Here is a 19,940-nt window from a genome sequence, read left to right as displayed (position 1 = left end):
ACAGCAAGAGGTAGGGATTCCTGATGAGCATGACCGAGACCGCAGTTGACACCCCGTCCGAGTTCGCGGAACTGGGACTGGAGCCGAAGACCTCGGCTGACGCGATCCTCCGCAACGCGGATCGCATTCTCGGAATCATCGAAGAGGAGGCGGACGAGATCGAGCGCCTCGCGCGCCTTTCGCCTCGCGCGGAGCGAGTCATGCGCGCGGCGGGCGTCTTCGAACTCGGCTACGCCCGCCACCGTGGCGGCGTTGAAGGCACGCTGCGCCACCAGGTCGAGGCGTGTGCGAAGCTCTCGGCGGTCGACGCGTCAGCGGGATGGAACGTCGGCGTGCTGAACGCCGGAGGCTACTACGCCACGCGCCTCCCGCAGGAAGGGTTCGACGAGCTCTACGGTGACAGCCTCGACCATCCCACGAGCGGGGCGTTCCACCCGCCGGGCCGTGCCGACGTCGTCGAGGGCGGCTACATGGTGACGGGTGACTGGGGGTGGGGGTCCGGGAGCTACTCGGCGGACTACATCGTCGGCGGGTGCCTTCTGTTCAAGGACGGGAAGCCGGTGACCGGCGCCAACGGCAAGCAGGCGCTCTACGGCATGTACCTCCCCAAGGACGCGATCGTGATTGCGAACGACTGGCAGACGCTGGGCGTCCGAGGGTCGGGGAGCACGTCATACTCGGTGCCGGAGCCGACCTTCGTGCCGGATCGCCACGTCTTCGATCGGAATCCGCTCGATGACGGCGGCAAGGACCCGCTCAACAAGTCGGTGCACATCGCCTTCTTCGGTCTCACCGGCATCTGTCTCGGAGTCGCGGAGCACGCGGTCCGGCTTGCGACCGACTTCCTGCGAGAGCGGTACGCCGCCAATCCGGACCGAGTCGATTCGAACATGCTCCAGTGTCTCGGTGAGGCCGCCGTCGAGACCGAGTTCGCCTACGCCGGCGTGCGAGCGGCGGCGGATGCCGTGGACGAGGTGCTGTTCGCGCCCGGGAAGGCACTCGAGCCGCTCGACCTGGCCAGGATGAGCACGGCCAACCAGCAGGCGGCGATCGCGCTTCGTCGGGTGCTCAACCTCACCAGCGAAGTCGCCCAGTCCTCGTACATTCTCGACCGGGAACCTCTCCAGCGCGTGCTGCGTGATGGCTACTCGGCGCTCGCCCACGCCGGCACCCGCCGGGCCGGACTTCAGATGGTCGCCAAGGCGCACCTCGACACGGCCGACGCCGACTGGGTCCTCTGACCCCGACCCTAGGAGAACCGCAATGATCATCGTTCACGCCGAGCTTCCCGTCCGCCCCGAGATGAAGGCCGAGGTGGAGGCACGCGGCGAGCAGTTCGCGGCGACGTGCACCGCGGAGGACGGCTGCATCGCCTACGTGCTCTCCTGGAAGTTCGGGCACGAGGCGACCCTGCGCCTCGTCGAGAACTGGGAGTCGCTCGACGCCTATGAGGCGCACACCGCGCAGCCGCATGTCGAGGAGTGGGCCGCGTGGATCCCGTCGCGGGCGGCCGGTCCGCTCGACGGCACGCGCTACAACGTGGACGTCGTGGAGCCGCAGACCAGCTGACCGCGCGCTGTCATGCCGCCGGCCCCTGCTCCGCGAGTCCTTCGCGGAGCAGGGGCCGGCTTCGGTTCGGGGCGTCAGTCGTCGACCATCGAGAGCCGGACGACGGTCCGCTCCGGGCCGTCCGCGCACGTCGTCGCCGGCCGCTCGGTGCGTATCCACTCCTCCGTCGTCTTGCCTTCCGGGCGCACGGCCATCAGCCCGAGCACCTGGTTGAGGATGTAGAGGCAGATTCCGCCCTGCGGGGTCTCCACGAGCTTGCCGTCGACGATGTCGAACGAGTCTCCTGCTGCATAGCCGCACATGGAGTAGCTGGTCGACTCGACTTCGGCCCTGATGTGCTGTGCCTTCGCGCCGGTCATGGCGCCACCTCCTCGATGATCTCCATCTTCACCACGACCTGCTCGTTCGCGTCGGGGCTGATCAGGAACGGCTTTCGATTGATCCACGATGTCGGGTCCACGGCCATCTGCTTCTCGAGCAGGACCGGAACGACGGCGCTGAGCAGGTAGAGCGGGAAGGCCTTGCCCTCGGGGATGGAGATCTTCTGCGGGCGGATCTCGAAGCAGTCGCCCACTTCGGCACCGTGCTTGGCGTTCTCGGCCTTCACCACGGTGACCCTGATGTTCTGCAGCACCTCAGCTCCTCACGGCCGCCGACAGGGCGGCGGCGCAGTCGACGATCGCGTCGTAGGTCGAGGCTGGGTCCGGAAGTGCGACGACGCGCCCGCCGTACCGGACGAGAGAGCGGAAGCCCGAGGTCGCGGCGAGCGCGGCGGCGAGCGGCTGTGCCCGCTGTCCGGCTTCCAGGACGAGCAGGGGCAGGCCCTCGCTCGGGCCGGGGTGCAGCAGGCTTGCGCCGGTGCCCTCGAGGGCCTCGCCGACGACGGTCGAGGCGAACGCGGCGAGGCGCCAGACGCGATCCTCCCCGACGAGCCCGTCCGGTGAGAGCGTCGTGGGGGCGGTCTCCTCGGCGGGGCGGTACCAGCCGGACGGGATCGCACGGCCGTCCCACAGCGACGCGTGCGTGGACCAGAACACGGCGCTCGCGCTCCGGGGCGGAGCGCTGCGGACCCAGTCGACCGCACCGGTCCAGTCCCAGTAGACGCGGGCACCCGCCGCGATCCCTGCCTCTGTCAGCCGCGAGATGTCGAGCCGCGACGCGGAGCGCACGTCCGCGGCCCGGAAGACGAGCACTTGGTACTCGTGGCCGTACCACGCGACGAAGTCCAGAAGATCGCCGGTGCTCAGCGCGTCCTCGCCGGGAACAGGGCGATAGCGGTTGTGGCGGCCGATCGAGACGGGCAGGGAATCGATGAGGCGCTCGGCCGCTGAGTCGAGTCCGGCCGGCGCGAGCCACGGATGTTCGATCCGGTCGCGCGGCGGGGCTGGATCGAAGTCGGCTGCCAGAATGTCGGCGAACGGGATCCCCGCGGCGTCCTCGGCGGCGAGGTCGCGATGGTCCGGAAGCTGCAGAGGCGCGGCGGTCGTGCCCTCCGCCGGGTCGTCGAGGTCGCGTTCTGCCGCAAGGGCGCGCGCTCGGTCGAGCATGGTCGAATCCTTCCGGAAGGGTGGCGCAGAGGTCATGACCAGATCGGCTCGCCGCCGGTGACCCAGAGGACCTGACCGGTCAGCGATGTCGTCTCCACGAGGGCGAGGATCGCCTCCGCGACCTCGTCGGAGGTGGGGAAGACGGGCAGCGCCATGCGCGAGAGCAGGTGACGCGCGGCCTCGGCCATTTCGGGGGAGGGCTCCAGGTCGTCCGCGGGATCCACGACGCGGCCGGGTGCGACGATGCCCGCGAGGATCCCGTGCCTGCCCTCCTCGTGGGCCACGTAGCGGGTCAGGGTCGTCGCGGCGGCCTTCGCCGCACCGTAGAGACCGAATCCCGGCACAGCTCGTGACATCAGAGCGCCCGAGACGTAGACGATGCGTCCGTATCCACGTTCGCGCATCGCGGGGACCACGCGCGAACACAGGCTCGCGTGCGCCGCAACGGCATCGAATTCGGTCCGGACCTGGTCGGTCGTGGCATCGGCCACGGCGACGGGCGGTTGGTGCGGATGCGCGGCGTTGACCACGATCTCCACCGGTCCGAACCGCTCCTCCGCCGCCGCGACGGCGGCATTCAGATCGCCGGGATCTCCGACGTCGGCACGAATCGCCATTGTGCTCTGCGCCCCGAGCTCGGCCACAAGGCCCTCCGCGATCTCGGAGCGATTGCGGTAGAGCACGACCACCTGCGCGCCGCGTGCGGAGAGCGCCCGCGCGGTCGCGACGCCGATCGGCCCCGTGCCGCCTGCGATCAGGGCGACGCGCCCGGCTGCCGTGCGCGGATCGTCCTGCGGGTTCCCGACAGATGCCATGCCCAATTCCTATCGGGCGGATGTCACGGACTCATGTCGTCCGATGAACTCCATGTTTCACATCAGTGACCTTCGTCAAGTCTGCGACATACGGCGCGTCGGTCACGGCCCGCTCGGCAGTGGTTCCGGTGTGGCGCCGGAGCCCTCCCGGATGTGGCTCCCGAGCCCCGTTCCGGTGACCGTCGAGACGAAGTCGGCCGCGGGAGCCCGGTACCGGTCTCGCAGGTGAAGCATCAGGCGGCTTCCCTCTTCTCCCGGCCAGTCGTGGGGCAGCAGCTCCCGCGGAAGGCCCGGATCGATGTAGGGGATGATCCGCCACGTGTCGATGCTTCGCACATATCTGGCGAAAGCCTCGCGGCCCGGGATGTCGTCGGCCTCCACCTGGTGGGCGTGCTCGGTGATGAACGTGTCGTAGTACGAGCGGATCGCGTCGAGATCCCACCAATGCGCTACAGCATCGGCGAGGTCGCCCGCGACCCGTGGCCGGTGTGCCACGAACACGGTGGCGCGATCGCGCACCGCGAGGTCGACGAGGATGTCCTCGACCTCGTCGACCAGGTACGCCGGCGCTATCCACAGTGCCTGGGAGACCGTGCCGCAGCCGATCCAGTGCAGGCGACGCCGCAGTTGGTGGCGCAGGTGCCGCTCCTCCTCGGGGATGGAGAAGGACACGAGGCACCACTCGCTGTCGAGGTCCATGGCGCGAGGGTGATAGATGCGGCGATCGCCGCTCTCGAGCATGGGGACGGCGTCGGCAGCGAGCCGGTAGCCGATGACCCGATCGCGGGCTTCCGGGATCAGGATCTCCTTCTTCTTGAGGCGAGCGATCGCCGTGCGCGCCCGAGGCGGCGGAACCTCGAGTGCGTCGAGCAGAACGAGCAGGTCCGCGACGGCGATCCAGCCGCCCAGCTCGCGAAGATAGACGCCGATGATCGTACGCAGAAGCGATGTCGTGCTCCCGGGGCGGGAGTCCAGGTCGTCGAGAATGTCAGCCATTGCGCCTCATCGTGGCGGCAGTATATATCGGCGCGGAACCTGGATATCGGCGGTGGAACGCTGCGAGTCGCGGGTGCTTCCCGGCCTGCGAGGCCGGCTGTGGGCGGAACCGGCATCCCTCAGGCGGCGTGCTTTCGAATGCCGGAGGGACTGATAGCATCTCACAAAAGTTACGAGCGTCACGATCATGACCGCATATGGACGAGCAGGAGGTGCGCATGGGCGGGAATGCCAACACGCGGGACCTGGAAGACGGAATCATCACCGACCTGCGACAGCAGCTCACCTACGGGTCCTACCTGTCGCTGGACACTCTGCTCTCCGCTCAGCAGCCACTGAGCGCTCCCGAGCATCACGACGAGCTGCTGTTCATCATCCAGCACCAGACCACAGAGCTGTGGCTCAAGCTCGTACTGCACGAACTGCGCGGCGCATGCAGCGCTCTGGCGGCCGATGACCTCGCCGCAGCGCTGAAGATGATCGCCAGGGTCAAGCACATCCAGAAGACGCTCACCGAGCAGTGGTCCGTTCTCGCCACCCTGACGCCGACCGAGTACGCGCAGTTCCGGGGCTCGCTCGCCAACTCCTCGGGGTTCCAGTCGGGGCAGTACCGCGCCGTCGAATTCGTGCTCGGCAACAAGAACGCCCGCATGCTCGATGTCTTCGACGGAGAGCCCGGGACGCGCGCCGTGCTGGAGGAGTTCCTCGAGGCGCCGAGCCTGTACGACGAGTTCCTCCGCCTTCTCGCCCGTCGCGGTCACGCCGTCCCGCGCGCGGTGCTGGAGAGGGATGTGACGGTGGCTCACGTGGAGAACGCCGACCTCGTCGGGGTCTTCAAGCGGATCTATGAGAACGAGTCGGAGTTCTGGGCCGAGTACGAGGCGTGCGAGGAACTCGTCGACATCGAGGAGAACTTCCAGGCCTGGCGCTTCCGGCACATGCGAACGGTCCGGCGGACGATCGGGATGAAGACGGGCACCGGCGGATCCAGCGGCGTGGAGTTCCTGCAGCGCGCGCTGTCGCTGACCTTCTTCCCCGAGCTGTTCTCCGTGCGCACCGAGATCGGACGATGAGCATGACCACGCATCCCGTCAGCCTGGCGGCCGAGCTGGACGCTCGCGACCCCCTGGCGACCTTCCGCGCGCGCTTCGTCGCCGCGGACGACCCCGCCGTAGCGGCCTACCTCGACGGCAACTCGCTCGGTCGCCCGCCCGCGGTCCTCGCTGAGCGCATGGCCGCCTTCGTCCGGGGTGAGTGGGGTGTGCGCCTCATCCGCGGCTGGGACGAAGGCTGGTTCGACCTTCCGCTGACCCTCGGCGACCGCGTCGCCGAACTCACGCTCGGCGCAGCCCCGGGCCAGACCATGGTCGGCGACTCCACGACGGTGTCGCTCTACAAGCTGGTGCGCGCCGCGCTGGCGGCACGGCCCGGCCGGAGTGAGATCGTCATCGACCGGGGGAACTTCCCGACCGACCGGTACGTCGTCGAGGGCATCGCGGCTGAGACCGGGCGAACCGTCCGGTGGATCGAGACCGAGGCGGGGGCGGGGGTGTCGCCGGAGCACGTCACCGAGGCCGTGGGCCCGGAGACGGCCGTCGTCGTGCTGAGCCACGTCGCCTATCGGTCCGGCTACGTCGCCGATGTGCCCGAGATCACGCGGATCGCGCACGAAGCGGGCGCCCTCGTCGTGTGGGACCTGTGCCACTCGGTCGGGGTCGTCCCGATCGAGCTCGACGCGTGGGGGGTCGACTACGCGACGGGATGCACGTACAAGTACCTCAACGGCGGGCCCGGCTCGCCGGCTTTCCTCTACGTCCGCGCTGATCTCCTGCCGACGTCATCGCAGCCGGTGCAAGGCTGGATGGGCGTCAAAGACTCATTCCGCATGGGGCAGGGCTACGAGGCGGCCGACGGCATCCGCCGATTCGTCAGCGGTACGCCGCCGATCGTCGGGATGCTCGCCATGCAGGCCACGCTCGAGCTCATCGCCGAGGCCGGCATCCCCGCCATCCGCGCGAAGTCGATGGCGCTCACGTCCTACGCGATCGACCTCGTCGATGAGCGGCTCGCTCCGCTGGGCGTGATGCTGAGTACGCCGCGCGAGCCCGATCTGCGCGGTGGGCACGTCACGATCGATCACCCGGTGTTCCCGGAGCTCATCTCCGAGCTCTGGGCGGCGGGCGTGATTCCCGACTTCCGACCGCCCACCGGCATCCGTCTCGGCATGTCGCCGCTGTCGACCTCCTTCACCGAAGTGGAGGCGGCTGTCGCGGCGATCGAGCGCGCCCTCAAGGATCGGATGCCGACCCAGACCCCCGATGCGAGGAGCGCCGCATGACCTTGGAACGCAAGCTGCCCGACCCGGCTCTGCTTCGACAGACCTTTGCCCTCTTCCCGTCCGGTGTCGCGTGCATCGGGGCCGTGGTCGACGGCACGAATGAGGCTCTCGTGGCGTCCTCGTTCACGGTCGGCGTCTCTCTGGACCCGCCGCTGGTGTCATTCGCGGTGCAGAACTCGTCGCAGACATGGCCGATCATCCGCAGCGCCGGCCGCATCGGAGTGTCGGTCATGGCATCGGATCACGACGCGATCTGCCGCCAGATCGCGTCGAAGGACCGGGCCAAGCGCTTCGACGGAGTCGATACGCACATCGCCGAATCGGGCGCGCTCCTGCTCATGGGGTCGCCCGTCTGGCTCGAGTGCACCATCTACTCCGAAGTTCCCGCCGGCGACCACCACCTTGTGCTGCTCGAGGTCGACGGGCTCGGCCTGAACCCCGATCTGAACCCACTCGTCTTCCACCGCTCGGGCTTCCGGCAGGTTCAGGACGCCGACTGAACCGAACCTCCTGAGACGGCCCCAAGCGGTCCCACACTGCGCGCCGCGGCACCTCCGAGGTGCCGCGGCGCGAGCGTGCCCGCGGTGCCGGTCCCATGAAATCCAAACTTAACATTCCAGAAAACTGACGAACGTCACGTCCGCGATACATTCAACTCCACGCCGGAACCGCGGGTTCCCCGAGATCGAGTAGAGGTGCCATGGACACGTCCCCGTACTGGAACCCCAAGACCGAGACGATGGCTCGCGAGGACCTGCGGGCGCTGCAGCTGGCGAAGCTCCGCCGCGTCGCGGAGTGGGCGAACGCGCGCAGCCCGTTCTACCGGCGCAGCTTCTCGGCCGCGGGCTTCTCGCCCGACCAGCTGAACACCTGGGCCGACATCGAGCGCATCCCGTTCCTCACCCGCGAGGAGTGGATGCAGAGCCAGTCCGAGCACCCGCCCTTCGGCGAGCTGCCCGTGGCAGGCGCGGATGCCGCCATCCGGCTGCACACCACCAGCGGCACGAGCGGCAAGCAGCCGCTGCGCGCGCTGGACTCGCGCAAGGACTGGTCCTGGGCGGCTGAGATGTGGTGCTACTCGCTGTGGGGCGCCGGTGTGCGGCCGCACGACATCGGGTACGTCGCGTTCGGCTACGGCTCCTTCATCGGCTTCTGGGGACTCCACAACGGGCTCGAGAAGCTCGGCGCGCTCACCATCCCCGGCGGTGCGCAGGCCACGCCCGCCCGCGTGAAGCAGATCATCGACTTCGGCGCGACCGTGGTGGCGTCGACTCCCACCTACGCGCTCCGCATGGCGCAGGAGGCCGAGTCCCTAGGCATCGACCTGCCCGCGTCGCCCGTCCGCATCATCATCCTCTCGGGGGAGCCCACTCCCGCTGCGACGCGCGACCTCATCGAGGCGCAGTGGGGCGCCAAGGTGTTCGACACGGCAGGAATGACGGAGATCTCGACCATCTTCATGTTCGAGCCGGCCGACCAGCCCGGCGGCTGCCACATCATCGAGGACCACTTCATCGAGCAGGTGATCGACCCGGAGACCGGCCGTGAAGTCCCGTACGGCGAGGCAGGGGAGCGCGTCACGACCTCCTTCGGTCGCGGCACGATCCCGCTGCTGCGATACCGGACCAAGGATCTGGTCGTGAAGATCCCGCACACCGCGGCGACGAACGGGCGCACCTGGGACCTCTACGAGGGCGGCATCCTCGGCCGCGTCGACGACATGAAGCTCGTGCGCGGAACGAACGTCTACCCCCGGGCCGTCGAGGGCATCGTCCGCCAGTTCACGGACGTCGACGAGTTCCAGGTGGAGATCACGCGGGAGGGGATCCGCGACGAGATCACCCTCCACGTCGAGACGATCGGCGGACTCGACGACGCGCGGTGGCCGACGCTCGCGGAGTCGCTGCAGACCGAGCTCGCGGACGCGCACGAGGGGCTTCGCTTCCACATCCGCCGGCGCGCGGCCGGCGAGCTCCCGCGATTCGAACTCAAGGCCCGTCGCCTGACCGACCTCCGGTCGGCCGGCTGAACTGACGGAACGGAGAAGACGCCATGACCACCGACCTGCTGGGCACCCCGCTCACCGACGCCGAGACCGAGCTCGTGCGGCTCTACGAGGGCCTCAAGGCCTTCGCGACCCGCGACGACCTCGCGCCCTCGACCCGCGCCGCGGCACTCACCGCCATCGCCCCGCTCGGCGTCGCCGTCGCCGACCTCGGCATCGAGCTCGAGCATCTCACCGACCTCGGCGCCTGAGCCGCCGCAGAAAGGATCCGCCATGACCATCGACAGCACCGCCGCCGTCGCGCCCGTCGTCACGCGCGCCGGACACGAGAGCGCCGACACCGCAGACTCCGGAGGCGCGCATCGGGTGTCCGGCGTCAGCATCGGTCACACCCCCGCGACGAAGATCTGGTTCGGCCGCGTCAGCAACGAGCCGGGCTTCCGGTCTCTGCCGCACCACCACGGCGAGGCGGAGACCGGCGGATATGTCCTGCGCGGGACCGCGCGCATCTACTTCGGCGAGGACTACACCGAGTGGGTCGACATGGCGCCGGGCGACTTCGTGTTCGTCCCGCCGTTCATGCCCCACGTCGAGGCCAACATGAGTGCGACCGATGAGCTGGTGTGGCTGACCGCCCGCACCCCCGACAACATCGTCGTGAACCTCGACGACGTGCCCGACTCCTCGCTCGCCGGATACCGCCGCGCGTGAGCGCCATCGCCGGATTCCGCGACGCCGTCGCCCTCGAGCCACTCGGGGACGACGTGTTCGTCGCGCGCACACAGCCTGTGCCGTGGCCGAAGTCCTACGGCGGTGACCTTCTCGCGCAGGCGGCGGCCGCCGCCATCCGCACGGTCGGCCCTGACCGCGCGCTGCACGCGACCCACTCGCTGTTCGTCGCGCCGGCCTCGATCGGCGCGGAGCTGCGATGCGAGGTCGAGCGTCTGCGGGACGGCCGATCGTATTCGACGCGACGCGTCACGCTCCGCGAGGGCGAGCGCGTCGTGCTGAGCGCCATGCTGTCCTTCCATGTGGGAGAGGCATCGCCTCGTCGCTCGGCCATCGCCCCGCCTGCCGGGGATCCGTCGACTCTCGAGCCGGCGGCGGACCGTCTCGCCGGTGTCGAGGACCCCGGATTCGTCGACTACTGGGCTCGGGGCCGCAGCTTCGATATCCGTCACGACGGAAGGGCCCTCTACGCGCAGCCCGTCGGCGAGCCCAGCGGCGAGATGCGCCTGTGGCTGCGCTCCCTCGAAGAGCTCGGCGACGACCCGGACACCCACCGGCTCGCCCTGGTCTACGCGTGCGACTACGCCATGCTCGAGCCTGCGCTGCGCGCCGAGGGTTATGCGTGGACGGACGCCGGACTCGTCACGGCGAGCCTCGACCACTCGCTGTGGTTCCACGAGGAACTGCGTGCCGATCGGTGGCTGCTGTGCGCGCTGCGTCTCGTCTCGCACTCGCACGGCCGCGCCCTCGTGCAGGGCGAGTTCTTCGCCGAGGACGGCACCCATGTCGCCACGGTCGCCCAGCAGGGGATGATCCGGCGCCTGGCCGGCTCCGCCCACTGACACCGAAACGAAGGAGCATCGACGTGCGCATTGCCGTGATCGGCGGAGGCCCTGGTGGCCTGTACTTCTCCGCGCTGATGAAGCAGCTCGACCCCGCCCACGACATCACCGTGTGGGAGCGCAACGCCCCGGACGACACCTTCGGGTTCGGCGTCGTCTTCAGCGACGAGACCATTGAGGGCATCCGCGCCGCCGATCCCGACATGTTCGAGGGGATGGCGGCGGAGATGGCCCGGTGGAGCGACATCGACGTGCACTACGCCGGCGAGCGCGTGCAGGTCGGCGGCCAGGGCTTCTCGGCATTGAGTCGAAAGCGCCTGCTCGAGTTGCTGCAGGAGCGCTGCCGCGCGGCGGGCGTGCGGATGCACTTCCGGACGATCGCCCCGGATGTCGAGCAGCTCGCGGCCGAGTACGACCTGGTCGTCGCTTCCGACGGGCTCAACTCCCTCACGCGCAACCGCTGGTCGGAGGACTTCGGCGCTTCCCTCGACCCCCGCCGGTCGAAGTACATCTGGCTGGCGACGGACAAGGTCTTCGAAGCGTTCACGTTCGTCATCAAGGACACGCCGTACGGCACGATGCAGGTGCACGGGTATCCGTACTCCGCGACCGAGAGCACGTTCATCGTCGAGATGCACCCCGCGGTCTGGGAACGCGCCGGTTTCGCGGCATGGGCGGACCCCGCTCTGCCGCCGGGGCAGAGCGACGAGCGCTCGATCGCGTTCCTCGGCGAGCTGTTCGCCGACGAACTGGACGGACACCGGCTGATGGCGAACAACTCGCGCTGGCTCACGTTCACGACCGTGCGGAACGAGCACTGGAACCGCAAGAACGTGGTCCTTCTGGGCGACGCCGCCCACACGGCCCACTTCTCGATCGGCTCGGGCACGAAGCTCGCCCTCGAGGACGCGCTCGCGCTCGCCGCAGCGCTCGACGAGACCGCAGACGTCGGCGAAGGTCTCGAGCGCTACGACGCGCAGCGGCGCCCGGTCGTCCTCTCTCTGCAGCGAGCCGCGCAGGCGAGCCTGGAATGGTTCGAGAACATCGGCCAGTACGTCGAGCAGGACCCCATGCAGTTCGCCTTCAACCTCCTGACGCGCTCGCGCCGCATCACGCGTGACGGACTCGAGGTGCGCGATCCCGGCTTCGCCGCCAGGACGGACGCGCACTTCGCGGATGCAGTGCCCGACGGCCGGGCCGCTCCGGCGATGTTCCAGCCGATCCGGATCGGCGAGCTCAGCCTGGACAACCGCGTCGTGGTGTCGCCGATGGACATGTACAGCGCCGTCGACGGCCTGGCGAACGACTTCCACCTTGTGCATCTCGGTTCCAAGGCGATGGGCGGCGCCGGGCTGGTGATGACGGAGATGATCGGCACCTCCGCGGCCGGCAGGATCACGCTCGGCTGCACCGGGCTCTACACCGACGAGCAGGCCGCCGCCTGGCGTCGTGTGGTGGACTACGTGCACACCCACACGCCGGCGAAGATCGGCGCGCAGGTCGGGCACTCCGGGCGCAAGGGATCGACGCGGCTCATGTGGGAGGGCATCGACGAGCCGCTCGCCGACGGCGGCTGGGAGCCGCTCGGCCCGTCGCCCGTGCCCTACAAGGAGAGCGGGCTCGTCCCGCGCGAGATGACGCGCGCCGACATGGACGGTGTCATCGGCGAGTTCGTCGACGCCGCTCGGCGCGCGGATCAGGCCGGATTCGACCTCATCGAGGTCCACGCCGCTCACGGGTACCTCCTGTCGTCGTTCCTGTCGCCGCTGAGCAATCAGCGGTCCGACGAGTACGGCGGATCCATGGAGAACAGGCTCCGCTTCCCGCTCGAGGTCTTCGACGCCGTGCGCGCTGCCGTCCCGAAGCACAAGCCCGTCACGGTGCGCCTGTCCGCCGTCGACTGGGCCGAGGGCGGCAACGACGTCGACGATGCGGTGGCGATCGCCGACGCGTTCATCTCTCACGGCGCGGACGCGATCGATGTCTCCAGCGGGCAGGTCGTGGGGCACGAGCAGCCGCGCTTCGGGCGCAGCTACCAGGCGCCCTTCGCCGATGCGATCCGCAACCGCGTCGCCGCACGGGCGGGGATACCGGTGATCGCCGTCGGTGCCATCTCCTCATACGACGACGTCAACTCGCTGATCCTCGCCGGCCGCGCCGACCTGTGCGCGCTGGGGCGCACGCATCTCTACGACCCGCAGTGGACGCTGCACGCCGCGGCAGACCAGGAATACCGCGGAGCCGGAGTGTCGTGGCCATTGCCGTTCCGTGCCGGCAGGCGCAAGCCGCCTTCGGCGCGAACCGACGCCGTCCGCCCCCGCCTGCATCTTCGCGAAACCGAACCGGCCGCCGCGATGCCCGCCCGGTGGCGACCGGCGGCGCCCGTGACAGCCTGATCGAGAGGGACCACCATGCCGCACACCTTCGTCAATCCCGGGACGTTGGCCCGTCCGTCCGGCTTCGCGCACGCCGTCGTCGCGGGCGACACCGTCCACCTGGCGGGTCAGACCGCCATGCTCGCGGACGGGAGCATCGTCGCGGGCGGCATCGTCGCGCAGTTCCGCCAGGCCTTCGGGAACCTGCTGGCGGCGCTGTCGGCGGCCGGGGGGTCGCCGACGGATCTCGTGAGCGTCACGATCTACCTCACCGATGTCGCCGATTATCAGGCGCACGGTCGTGAGATCGGCGCGGCGTGGCGCGAGCTCGCCGGAGCGCACTACCCGGCCATGGCGGGCATCGGCATCAGCCGGCTGTGGCAGGAGGAGGCGATGATCGAGATCTCCGGCGTCGCGGTGCTGGCCCACGCGGAGTCGGGGGGTGCCGCGTGAGACTCGCGACGCTGCGCACCGGCGATGGCACGCGCGCCGTGCGCGTCGACAGTGCTTCGGGCACGGCTGTCGAGATCGGGGAATGGCCGGACCTGGGGGACCTGCTGCGGCAGCCCGACTGGGAGAAGCTCGCGTCGGAGGCGGACGGGCGGGTGCGGATGCTCGCCGACCTCGCGTCCGATGCGTGGGCGCCGGTCGTTCCCCGTCCCGGCAAGATCTTCTGCGTCGGATTGAACTATCAGGCGCACATCCTCGAGATGGGGCGGGAGCTGCCGACGCATCCCACGCTGTTCGCGAAGTTCGCCGATGCGCTGATCGGCGCCGGCGACGAAATCCTCATCCCGCGCGACGTCGCGGGGAGCGTCGACTGGGAGGGCGAGCTGGCGGTGGTCGTCGGCCGGACCGCACGCTTCGCCACCGGAGCGGCCGCGGACGGTGCGATCGCCGGGTTCACCGTCATGAACGACGTCACCGTCCGCGAGTATCAGTATCGGACGACGCAGTGGCTCCAGGGGAAGACGTTCGAGAGCAGCACTCCTCTCGGGCCCGTCATGGTCACCCCGGATGAGCTGCCCGCGCACGCTCGTCTGACGACGTTCGTCTCGGGAGCCAGACGTCAGTCGGCCTCGACGGCCGGGTTGGTGTTCGATGCGGCGGCACTGATCGCCTACATCTCCCGCATCGTCACGCTCCACCCCGGGGATGTCATCGCGACCGGCACGCCCGCCGGTGTCGGGCAGGCGTCCGCGCCGCCGGACTACCTCGTCGACGGCGAGCAGGTGGTGGTCTCGATCGAGGGGATCGGCGCATTGCGCAACAAGCTGCGGATCGTCGATCCGGCGTGGCAGTCCACCGCCCGGACGCGGGCATGACCGTCTGACGCTCGCGCGCGGGTGGCAGAGACTCGGCGTCGGATGATCGTTGCCGTCCTGTGAGCAAACCGGTCCACGCCCGCTTGCGCACGCTGGCAGACTATGAGCATGGTCACGCTGATGCTCGACTCCACACGGCTGGAGGTCGTGCTGTCGGGCGCCGAGAAGGCGATGGCATTCCGCAAGAAGAATGTGGAGATCGAGCGCTCCACCATCGCCAAGATCCAGCTCGTGGACGACGCCTGGACGTGGCTGCGCGGCATCCCGAGCCCGGGAACGCACCTGCGCGGCATCGTCGCCATGGGCATGTGGCGCTCGGCCACCGCCGACGACTTCGTCATCGTCCGGCGTCACCGCCAGGGCGTGGTGATCGACCTGGACGGGCACCCCGAGTTCCAGCGCGTGCTGCTGACGACCCGCCACGGACTCGATCTGGTCAAGGCGCTGCGGATCGACGTCCACGAACGCACCCCCACCGACGTCGTCGACATCGTCGCAGACGCCTGAGCGCCCGCCGGGTCAGCTGACGTCGCGCCGCCAGCTGATGAGGTAACCCAGCGCGATCAGCACGACGCCGTACGCGAGCAGCACCAGTCCGCCGACCCACCAGTCCAGCGCGGAGGCCATGCTCCCCGGCATGCTCGTGAAGACGCTCGCGCCGACGAGCGCATCGGATGCGGCGCCCGGCAGATACTGCATCGCATCGGACAGGCCGTCGACGAAGGCTGCAGCCGCGCGGCCGACCGGCTCGAGGAACTGTGTGAAGACGAGCACGATCACGATGGCGCCCACCTGGTTGCGCACGAGCGCTCCCACCCCGATGCCCACGAGCACCCACAGCACCGACGCGAGCAGCATCCGTCCGAGCAGAGCCCAGATGTCGGGGGAGCCGAGTTCGGTGTCGAGCCCGAATCCGGCGAGGAAGGGCGCCGACGGCCCGACCGATGCGATGACGCCCGCGACGCCGTAGATCACGCCCATCCCGATGCCCACGGCGATCTTCGCCAGCAGCACGAAGCCGCGCCGCGGCGTCGCGAGGAACGTGGCGGTGAGGGTCTTGTGCCGGAACTCGCCGGTGACCATCAGGGTTCCGATGAGCAGCGGGAACACGTAGCCGATCGCGGTTCCGGTGGAGTAGAGGATCTGCGGCAGCCCCTCCGACGGCAGTTCGCCACCGGTGGTGCCGCCCGGCAGACTGCCCGTCGCGGAGGCGCCGAACACGGCGCCGAGGATGCCGGCGGTGAAGGCGACGTAGCCGACGAATACCACGATGAGCACCCACCACATGGCGGTGCCGAACTGCTTGGTCGTCTCGGAGCGCGTCGCTGCGGCGAGGCTCATCGCTGCTCACCCCCGTCGCGGTGCTCGTCGTCGTCCTCGTGTGCGGCCGGCTCGGCGATCTCGGGCCGCGTCGCGGCGTCCTCGGCCCGTGCGCCGTCGAAGGACGCGAAGAACCGGTCGGCCTCCTCGTCGGCCTCGGTCCGGACGAATGTCTCCCACGGCCGGTCGTCGTCGCCGGCCGTGGCCGGAGGTTCGTCCGCGCCCGGTTCCGGTGGTTCGTCCGCATCCGGCTCGCGATGCTCCTCGGCGTGCCGTGCGCCATCCGGCCGCGGGTGCACGTCGACGTCCGGCTCGGTCTCGGCCTCTGGCGCCGCCGTCGCTTCGGGTTCGGTCTCGGCTTCGGCTTCGGCCTCGGACTCGGCCTCTGGCTCCGCCGTCGCTTCGGGTTCGGCCTCGGCGTTCGGTTCCGCCGTCGCTTCGGGTTCGGCCACGGTGTCGGGTTCGATCTCCGGCTCGGGTTCGGCCTCCGACTTCGCCGTCGCCTCGGCCTCGGACTCGGCCGTCGCCTCGGCCTCGGACTCGGCCGGCGCCTCGGCCGCGGACTCGGCCGTCGCCTCGGACGGGGCCTGCGCCTCGGCCGGTGCTGGGGCGGCCGCCGCGGCCTCCACGGCCGGCATCGCGGCATCCTGCGTTTGCTGCACGCGGGTGCCGTTGACGAGGTCGAGGAAGACCTCCTCCAGGGCGGGGCCCCGGCGATGCAGCGAGGACAGCGCGACGCCCGCGGATGCCGCGATCGCACCGACCTCGGCCGGCGAGAGCCCGCTGACGACGAATCCGGAGCGCAGCAGATCGAACGAGACGTCCGCTGCGCGCAGCGCGCCCGCGAGAGCCTCGCGGTCGGGCGCGTCGACGACCGTCGCGTGATCGTCGCCGGCGGCGAGTTCGTCGATGCCGCCGGTGAACACCAGTCGTCCGCGCGAGATGATGAGCAGGGAGTCCACCGTCTGCTGCACCTCGGCGAGCAGATGGGACGAGACCAGCACCGTGCGCCCTTCGCGGGCCAGTTGTCGCAGGAAACCGCGCATCCAGCGGATGCCCTCGGGGTCCAGGCCGTTGGCCGGCTCGTCCAGGACGAGCACGCCCGGGTCGCCGAGGAGGGCGTAGGCGAGCCCGAGTCGCTGGCGCATGCCGAGCGAGAAGCCGCCGATCTTTCGCCCGGCGGCATCTGCGAGGCCCACCAGGCCCAGCACCTCGTCCACGCGCGACCGGTCGATGCCGCCGGCGTGCGCGTACGCGGTCAGGTGGGTCGCCGCGGTGTGCCCGGGGTGGTAGCTCGAGGCCTCGAGCACGGCGCCGACGCTGCGCATCGGATGCCGAAGCCCGGCGTAGGCGGTGCCGCCGATCGTGGCCGAGCCCGCGGTCGCGCGGATGAGTCCCAGCAGGACGCGGAGGGTCGTGGTCTTGCCGGCGCCGTTGGGGCCGAGGAACCCGGTCACCCGCCCCGGCTCGACACGCGCCGTGACGTCGGAGACGGCGGTGATGGTCCCGAACCGCTTCGTGAGGCCGGAGAACTCGAGGACCTGTCCGTCGGGCATGCGAACCTCTCGTCATCGGTGACTGACGCACACCATCCTGGTGCACGGCGCCCGCGGGCGCCGGGATTCACGCGCGGCGGGTAACGTGGCGATCGTGACCGTCGACGACGAACCCCGCGTCCTGGCCCGCACGCGCGGCGGCCTCGGGCATCTCACGCTCAACCGGCCGCGGGCGATCAACGCCCTCGACCTCGGCATGATCCGCGACCTCACCGCTGCGCTGGACTCCTGGGAGTCCGACCCCGAGGTCGATCTGGTGCTGCTGGACGGCGCCGGCGAGCGGGGACTGTGCGCCGGGGGCGACGTGCGCGGGCTCGCGGAACTGATCCGCGCCGGCCGCGCCGAGGAGACATCGGTCTTCTTCCGGGCCGAGTACGCGCTGAACGCCCGCATCGCCGAGTACCCCAAGCCCATCGTGGCGGTCGCGGACGGCATCACGATGGGCGGCGGGATCGGGCTCGCCGGCCACGCCGCCATCCGCGTCGTGACCGAGCGGTCGAAGCTCGCGATGCCCGAGACCCGCATCGGGCTCACCCCCGACGTCGGGGGCAGCCTGCTGCTCGCGAGGGCGCCGGGGCGCGTGGGGGAGTACCTCGGGCTCACCGGAGCGGCGATGGATGCGGCCGATGCGCTGTACGCGGGCTTCGCGGACCACCTGGTCCCCTCCGATCACCTCGATGCCCTGCGCGACGCTCTCGAGACCCGAGCCGATCCTGCCGGTCCCACCGAGCTCGTGCTGCTGTTCGACGAGACCCCCGAGCCGTCGACGCTCGAGGCGTCGCGGGCGTGGATCGACGACGCGTTCTCGGCGGCGACGGTGGCCGAGATCGTCGATCGACTGCGGGAGAGGGACGAGCCCGAGGCCCGCGCGACCGCGGACACGCTCGGTGAGCTCTCGCCGACGGCGCTCACCGTCACGCTGGCCGCCGTCCGCCGCGCCCGCGAACGGGACGGACTGCGTGCGGCGCTCGAGCAGGAGTACGGGCTGGTGATGTGGTTCGCGACGACCCAGCCCGACCTCGTCGAGGGCATCCGCGCCCAGCTCGTCGACAAGGACCGGAATCCGGCGTGGCGCCCCGCCGCGCTGGCCGACGTGGAGCAGGATGCCGCGCAGCGCGCTCTTCGGCACGTGCCGGAGACGCCGCTCTGGGAGTGACGAGATGAAAGACCGGCAGGAGCTGCGACGGCGCTACTCCATCGGCCTCGCGGTCGATTGGTTCTTCTTCGTCTTCGCCGGCGTCGCGGCCGTGTGGCTGGCGTACCTCGGCCTGACCACGACGTTCCAGGTCGGATGGTGGGGGTTCCTCGTCGCCGTCGTGTTCTGGGTGCTGCTGGCCTACCTCGTGCTTCCTCGGCTGCACCGCATCCTCACCACGATCTACGTCCCGCACTACTTCATCGGTCGCGCCCGCACCAGCGACGGCCTGCTCGGAGACCCCGTGAACCTCGCGGTGCTCGGCACGTTCGAGCAGCTCGATGCCACGATGGCCGCCGCGGGGTGGACCCGCGCCGACCCCGTGACGCTGCGGTCGTCGTGGCGCATCATCACGTCCACCATCACGCGGCGCAGCTACGACGAGGCGCCGGTGAGCCCGCTGTTCCTCTTCGAGCGCAAGCAGGACGTCGCCTACCAGAAAGAGGTCGACGGCAACCCCGCCAAGCGGCACCACGTCCGGTTCTGGAAGTGCCCCGAGGACTGGCCGCTCCCCGGCGGTCATCGCGTCGACTGGCTGGCCGCAGGCACCTTCGACACCGCCGTCGGACTGTCGCTGTTCACGCTGCAGGTCACCCACCGCATCGACGCCAACACCGACATCGAGCGGGACTTCATCGTCCAGACCGTGCGGGAGGCGGACGAGCGCGTGCGGCTCGAGGTCATCGAGGACTTCTCGACCGGCTACCACGCCCGCAACGGCGGCGGCGACACGATCCGCACCGACGGCGATCTGCCGATCATCGACCTGCGGGCGGTGATCGCGTGAGCCAGGAGCGCAAGCGTCCCGCGTTCGAGCCGGCCGCGGAGCTGATCAAGCGGACCGAGTACGACCCCGGCATGACGCGGCCCCCGGCCACGACGGCCGGGGCGGTGCTGGTGCTGCTGCGCGCCCTGGCGGGGGCGCTGTGGGTCGCGTCGATCGCCGGGCTGTGGCCGCAGGTGGTCGCGAGCGTCGACCTCGACCTGATCGAGGGCGGAGCCGATGCGCTCGGGGCCGCCATGTGGCTGTTCGTCGCGATCGGCGCGATCGTCATCGCGGCCGACATCGTGCTCGCCGTGCTGATCCTGCGCGGCTGGAACTGGCCGCGCGTGATGGTGATGACGTGGGCGACGTTCTTCATCGTCACGGCGTTCATCGGGTGGTGGTTCGCCGACGAGGTCATCACGATCGAGACGACGCTGATCTCGGTCGGGCTCGACGTCCTGCTGCTGCTCGCCCTGTCGAGCCGCGAGGCGGCCGCCTACGCCCGGCGCCGCGAGCGCGGCCCCGGCCCCGCGGCCGACGCGCCCCCTGCGCCCCGATAGCC

The 19,940-nt window shown here is 70.0% G+C and carries 23 protein-coding genes; 16 read left to right on the top strand and 7 right to left on the bottom strand.

Annotated elements, in window-relative coordinates; translation table 11 throughout:
• The first annotated feature begins 23 nt into the window (after positions 1-23).
• Together P0L94_12375 and P0L94_12370 are read left to right on the top strand one after the other, a co-directional pair.
• Positions 24-1,241, top strand: a complete 1,218-nt coding sequence (locus tag P0L94_12375; GenBank protein WES63252.1) for a hypothetical protein — start codon at positions 24-26, stop codon at positions 1,239-1,241.
• Positions 1,242-1,263: 22 nt separating this feature from the next.
• Positions 1,264-1,569: an antibiotic biosynthesis monooxygenase gene (locus P0L94_12370; GenBank protein ID WES63251.1), complete on the top strand. Its 306-nt coding sequence runs from the start codon at positions 1,264-1,266 to the stop codon at positions 1,567-1,569.
• Positions 1,570-1,643: 74 nt separating this feature from the next.
• Here the strand turns inward: P0L94_12370 and P0L94_12365 are convergent, their stop codons facing one another.
• From P0L94_12365 to P0L94_12345, 5 genes are all read right to left on the bottom strand, one after another.
• Positions 1,644-1,928, bottom strand: a complete 285-nt coding sequence (locus tag P0L94_12365; GenBank protein WES63250.1) for a TIGR04076 family protein — start codon at positions 1,926-1,928, stop codon at positions 1,644-1,646.
• On the bottom strand, positions 1,925-2,203 hold the full coding sequence (locus P0L94_12360) for a TIGR04076 family protein (GenBank protein WES63249.1): 279 nt from the start codon (positions 2,201-2,203) through the stop codon (positions 1,925-1,927). The genes P0L94_12365 and P0L94_12360 overlap by 4 nt, the downstream gene beginning before the upstream one ends.
• A 1-nt stretch (position 2,204) precedes the next feature.
• On the bottom strand, positions 2,205-3,116 hold the full coding sequence (locus P0L94_12355) for a hypothetical protein (GenBank protein ID WES63248.1): 912 nt from the start codon (positions 3,114-3,116) through the stop codon (positions 2,205-2,207).
• A 32-nt stretch (positions 3,117-3,148) separates the two neighbouring features.
• Complete coding sequence (locus P0L94_12350; protein WES63247.1) at positions 3,149-3,931, bottom strand: SDR family oxidoreductase; 783 nt, start codon at positions 3,929-3,931, stop codon at positions 3,149-3,151.
• A 102-nt stretch (positions 3,932-4,033) separates the two neighbouring features.
• Positions 4,034-4,927, bottom strand: coding sequence for a PaaX family transcriptional regulator C-terminal domain-containing protein (locus P0L94_12345; protein ID WES63246.1), 894 nt, complete (start codon positions 4,925-4,927; stop codon positions 4,034-4,036).
• A gap of 197 nt (positions 4,928-5,124) precedes the next feature.
• Here P0L94_12345 and P0L94_12340 point away from each other — a divergent pair, with 197 nt between their 5' ends.
• The 11 genes from P0L94_12340 (at position 5,125) to P0L94_12290 (ending at position 15,048) form a co-directional block, all read left to right on the top strand.
• Complete coding sequence (locus tag P0L94_12340; GenBank protein ID WES63245.1) at positions 5,125-6,000, top strand: tryptophan 2,3-dioxygenase family protein; 876 nt, start codon at positions 5,125-5,127, stop codon at positions 5,998-6,000.
• A 2-nt stretch (positions 6,001-6,002) separates the two neighbouring features.
• A complete protein-coding gene (gene kynU, locus P0L94_12335) occupies positions 6,003-7,265 on the top strand; it encodes a kynureninase (GenBank protein ID WES63244.1) in 1,263 nt (420 codons plus the stop codon).
• Positions 7,262-7,765 (top strand): flavin reductase family protein, encoded by a 504-nt coding sequence (locus tag P0L94_12330; protein WES63243.1) that lies wholly within the window; start codon positions 7,262-7,264, stop codon positions 7,763-7,765. The genes kynU and P0L94_12330 overlap by 4 nt, the downstream gene beginning before the upstream one ends.
• 200 nt (positions 7,766-7,965) lie before the next feature.
• On the top strand, positions 7,966-9,294 hold the full coding sequence (locus P0L94_12325) for an AMP-binding protein (GenBank protein ID WES63242.1): 1,329 nt from the start codon (positions 7,966-7,968) through the stop codon (positions 9,292-9,294).
• A 23-nt stretch (positions 9,295-9,317) separates the two neighbouring features.
• Positions 9,318-9,521: a hypothetical protein gene (locus P0L94_12320; GenBank protein WES63241.1), complete on the top strand. Its 204-nt coding sequence runs from the start codon at positions 9,318-9,320 to the stop codon at positions 9,519-9,521.
• A gap of 22 nt (positions 9,522-9,543) precedes the next feature.
• Entirely contained in the window at positions 9,544-9,981 is a 438-nt protein-coding gene (locus P0L94_12315; protein ID WES63240.1) for a cupin domain-containing protein, read from the top strand.
• Positions 9,978-10,841 (top strand): thioesterase family protein, encoded by an 864-nt coding sequence (locus P0L94_12310; GenBank protein ID WES63239.1) that lies wholly within the window; start codon positions 9,978-9,980, stop codon positions 10,839-10,841. Before P0L94_12315 ends, P0L94_12310 begins: the two co-directional genes overlap by 4 nt.
• A gap of 23 nt (positions 10,842-10,864) precedes the next feature.
• A complete protein-coding gene (locus tag P0L94_12305) occupies positions 10,865-13,237 on the top strand; it encodes a bifunctional salicylyl-CoA 5-hydroxylase/oxidoreductase (GenBank protein ID WES63238.1) in 2,373 nt (790 codons plus the stop codon).
• Between the two features lie 15 nt (positions 13,238-13,252).
• The gene (locus tag P0L94_12300) at positions 13,253-13,669 is read left to right on the top strand and encodes a RidA family protein (GenBank protein WES63237.1); all 417 of its coding nucleotides are present in this window, start codon (positions 13,253-13,255) and stop codon (positions 13,667-13,669) included.
• A complete protein-coding gene (locus tag P0L94_12295) occupies positions 13,666-14,541 on the top strand; it encodes a fumarylacetoacetate hydrolase family protein (GenBank protein WES63236.1) in 876 nt (291 codons plus the stop codon). The genes P0L94_12300 and P0L94_12295 overlap by 4 nt, the downstream gene beginning before the upstream one ends.
• Before the next feature lie 108 nt (positions 14,542-14,649).
• The gene (locus tag P0L94_12290; protein ID WES63235.1) at positions 14,650-15,048 is read left to right on the top strand and encodes a hypothetical protein; all 399 of its coding nucleotides are present in this window, start codon (positions 14,650-14,652) and stop codon (positions 15,046-15,048) included.
• 12 nt (positions 15,049-15,060) lie between these two features.
• On the opposite strand, the gene P0L94_12285 is transcribed toward P0L94_12290, so the two are convergent.
• Positions 15,061-15,882, bottom strand: a complete 822-nt coding sequence (locus P0L94_12285; GenBank protein ID WES63234.1) for a hypothetical protein — start codon at positions 15,880-15,882, stop codon at positions 15,061-15,063.
• Complete coding sequence (locus tag P0L94_12280; protein ID WES63233.1) at positions 15,879-17,417, bottom strand: ATP-binding cassette domain-containing protein; 1,539 nt, start codon at positions 17,415-17,417, stop codon at positions 15,879-15,881. Before P0L94_12280 ends, P0L94_12285 begins: the two co-directional genes overlap by 4 nt.
• 94 nt (positions 17,418-17,511) lie before the next feature.
• Between P0L94_12280 and P0L94_12275 the strand changes: the two genes are divergently transcribed.
• Genes P0L94_12275 through P0L94_12265 form a run of 3 tightly spaced genes read left to right on the top strand, consistent with a single transcriptional unit; the run spans position 17,512 to position 19,938 of the window.
• Entirely contained in the window at positions 17,512-18,573 is a 1,062-nt protein-coding gene (locus tag P0L94_12275; GenBank protein ID WES63232.1) for an enoyl-CoA hydratase/isomerase family protein, read from the top strand.
• 4 nt (positions 18,574-18,577) lie between these two features.
• Complete coding sequence (locus tag P0L94_12270) at positions 18,578-19,399, top strand: LssY C-terminal domain-containing protein (GenBank protein ID WES63231.1); 822 nt, start codon at positions 18,578-18,580, stop codon at positions 19,397-19,399.
• On the top strand, positions 19,396-19,938 hold the full coding sequence (locus P0L94_12265; GenBank protein ID WES63230.1) for a hypothetical protein: 543 nt from the start codon (positions 19,396-19,398) through the stop codon (positions 19,936-19,938). Before P0L94_12270 ends, P0L94_12265 begins: the two co-directional genes overlap by 4 nt.
• The last annotated feature ends 2 nt before the right edge of the window (positions 19,939-19,940 follow it).

It is taken from the genome of Microbacter sp. GSS18 (assembly GCA_029319145.1).
Taxonomy (GTDB): Bacteria; Actinomycetota; Actinomycetes; order Actinomycetales; family Microbacteriaceae; genus Microbacterium.
Note: the sequence above shows the minus strand (reverse complement) of the source record. Positions and strands in the feature narration are given on the sequence as shown.

Bases quoted from the DNA above. Each gene is read 5' to 3' on its own strand.
- P0L94_12375 (WES63252.1), top strand. From the start codon at position 24: ATGAGCATGACCGAGACCGCAGTTGACACCCCGTCCGAGTTCGCGGAA.
- P0L94_12370 (WES63251.1), top strand. From the start codon at position 1,264: ATGATCATCGTTCACGCCGAGCTTCCCGTCCGCCCCGAGATGAAGGCC.
- P0L94_12365 (WES63250.1), bottom strand. From the start codon at position 1,928: ATGACCGGCGCGAAGGCACAGCACATCAGGGCCGAAGTCGAGTCGACC.
- P0L94_12355 (WES63248.1), bottom strand. From the start codon at position 3,116: ATGCTCGACCGAGCGCGCGCCCTTGCGGCAGAACGCGACCTCGACGAC.
- P0L94_12350 (WES63247.1), bottom strand. From the start codon at position 3,931: ATGGCATCTGTCGGGAACCCGCAGGACGATCCGCGCACGGCAGCCGGG.
- P0L94_12345 (WES63246.1), bottom strand. From the start codon at position 4,927: ATGGCTGACATTCTCGACGACCTGGACTCCCGCCCCGGGAGCACGACA.
- P0L94_12340 (WES63245.1), top strand. From the start codon at position 5,125: ATGGACGAGCAGGAGGTGCGCATGGGCGGGAATGCCAACACGCGGGAC.
- kynU (WES63244.1), top strand. From the start codon at position 6,003: ATGACCACGCATCCCGTCAGCCTGGCGGCCGAGCTGGACGCTCGCGAC.
- P0L94_12330 (WES63243.1), top strand. From the start codon at position 7,262: ATGACCTTGGAACGCAAGCTGCCCGACCCGGCTCTGCTTCGACAGACC.
- P0L94_12325 (WES63242.1), top strand. From the start codon at position 7,966: ATGGACACGTCCCCGTACTGGAACCCCAAGACCGAGACGATGGCTCGC.
- P0L94_12320 (WES63241.1), top strand. From the start codon at position 9,318: ATGACCACCGACCTGCTGGGCACCCCGCTCACCGACGCCGAGACCGAG.
- P0L94_12315 (WES63240.1), top strand. From the start codon at position 9,544: ATGACCATCGACAGCACCGCCGCCGTCGCGCCCGTCGTCACGCGCGCC.
- P0L94_12300 (WES63237.1), top strand. From the start codon at position 13,253: ATGCCGCACACCTTCGTCAATCCCGGGACGTTGGCCCGTCCGTCCGGC.
- P0L94_12290 (WES63235.1), top strand. From the start codon at position 14,650: ATGGTCACGCTGATGCTCGACTCCACACGGCTGGAGGTCGTGCTGTCG.
- P0L94_12285 (WES63234.1), bottom strand. From the start codon at position 15,882: ATGAGCCTCGCCGCAGCGACGCGCTCCGAGACGACCAAGCAGTTCGGC.
- P0L94_12280 (WES63233.1), bottom strand. From the start codon at position 17,417: ATGCCCGACGGACAGGTCCTCGAGTTCTCCGGCCTCACGAAGCGGTTC.
- P0L94_12270 (WES63231.1), top strand. From the start codon at position 18,578: ATGAAAGACCGGCAGGAGCTGCGACGGCGCTACTCCATCGGCCTCGCG.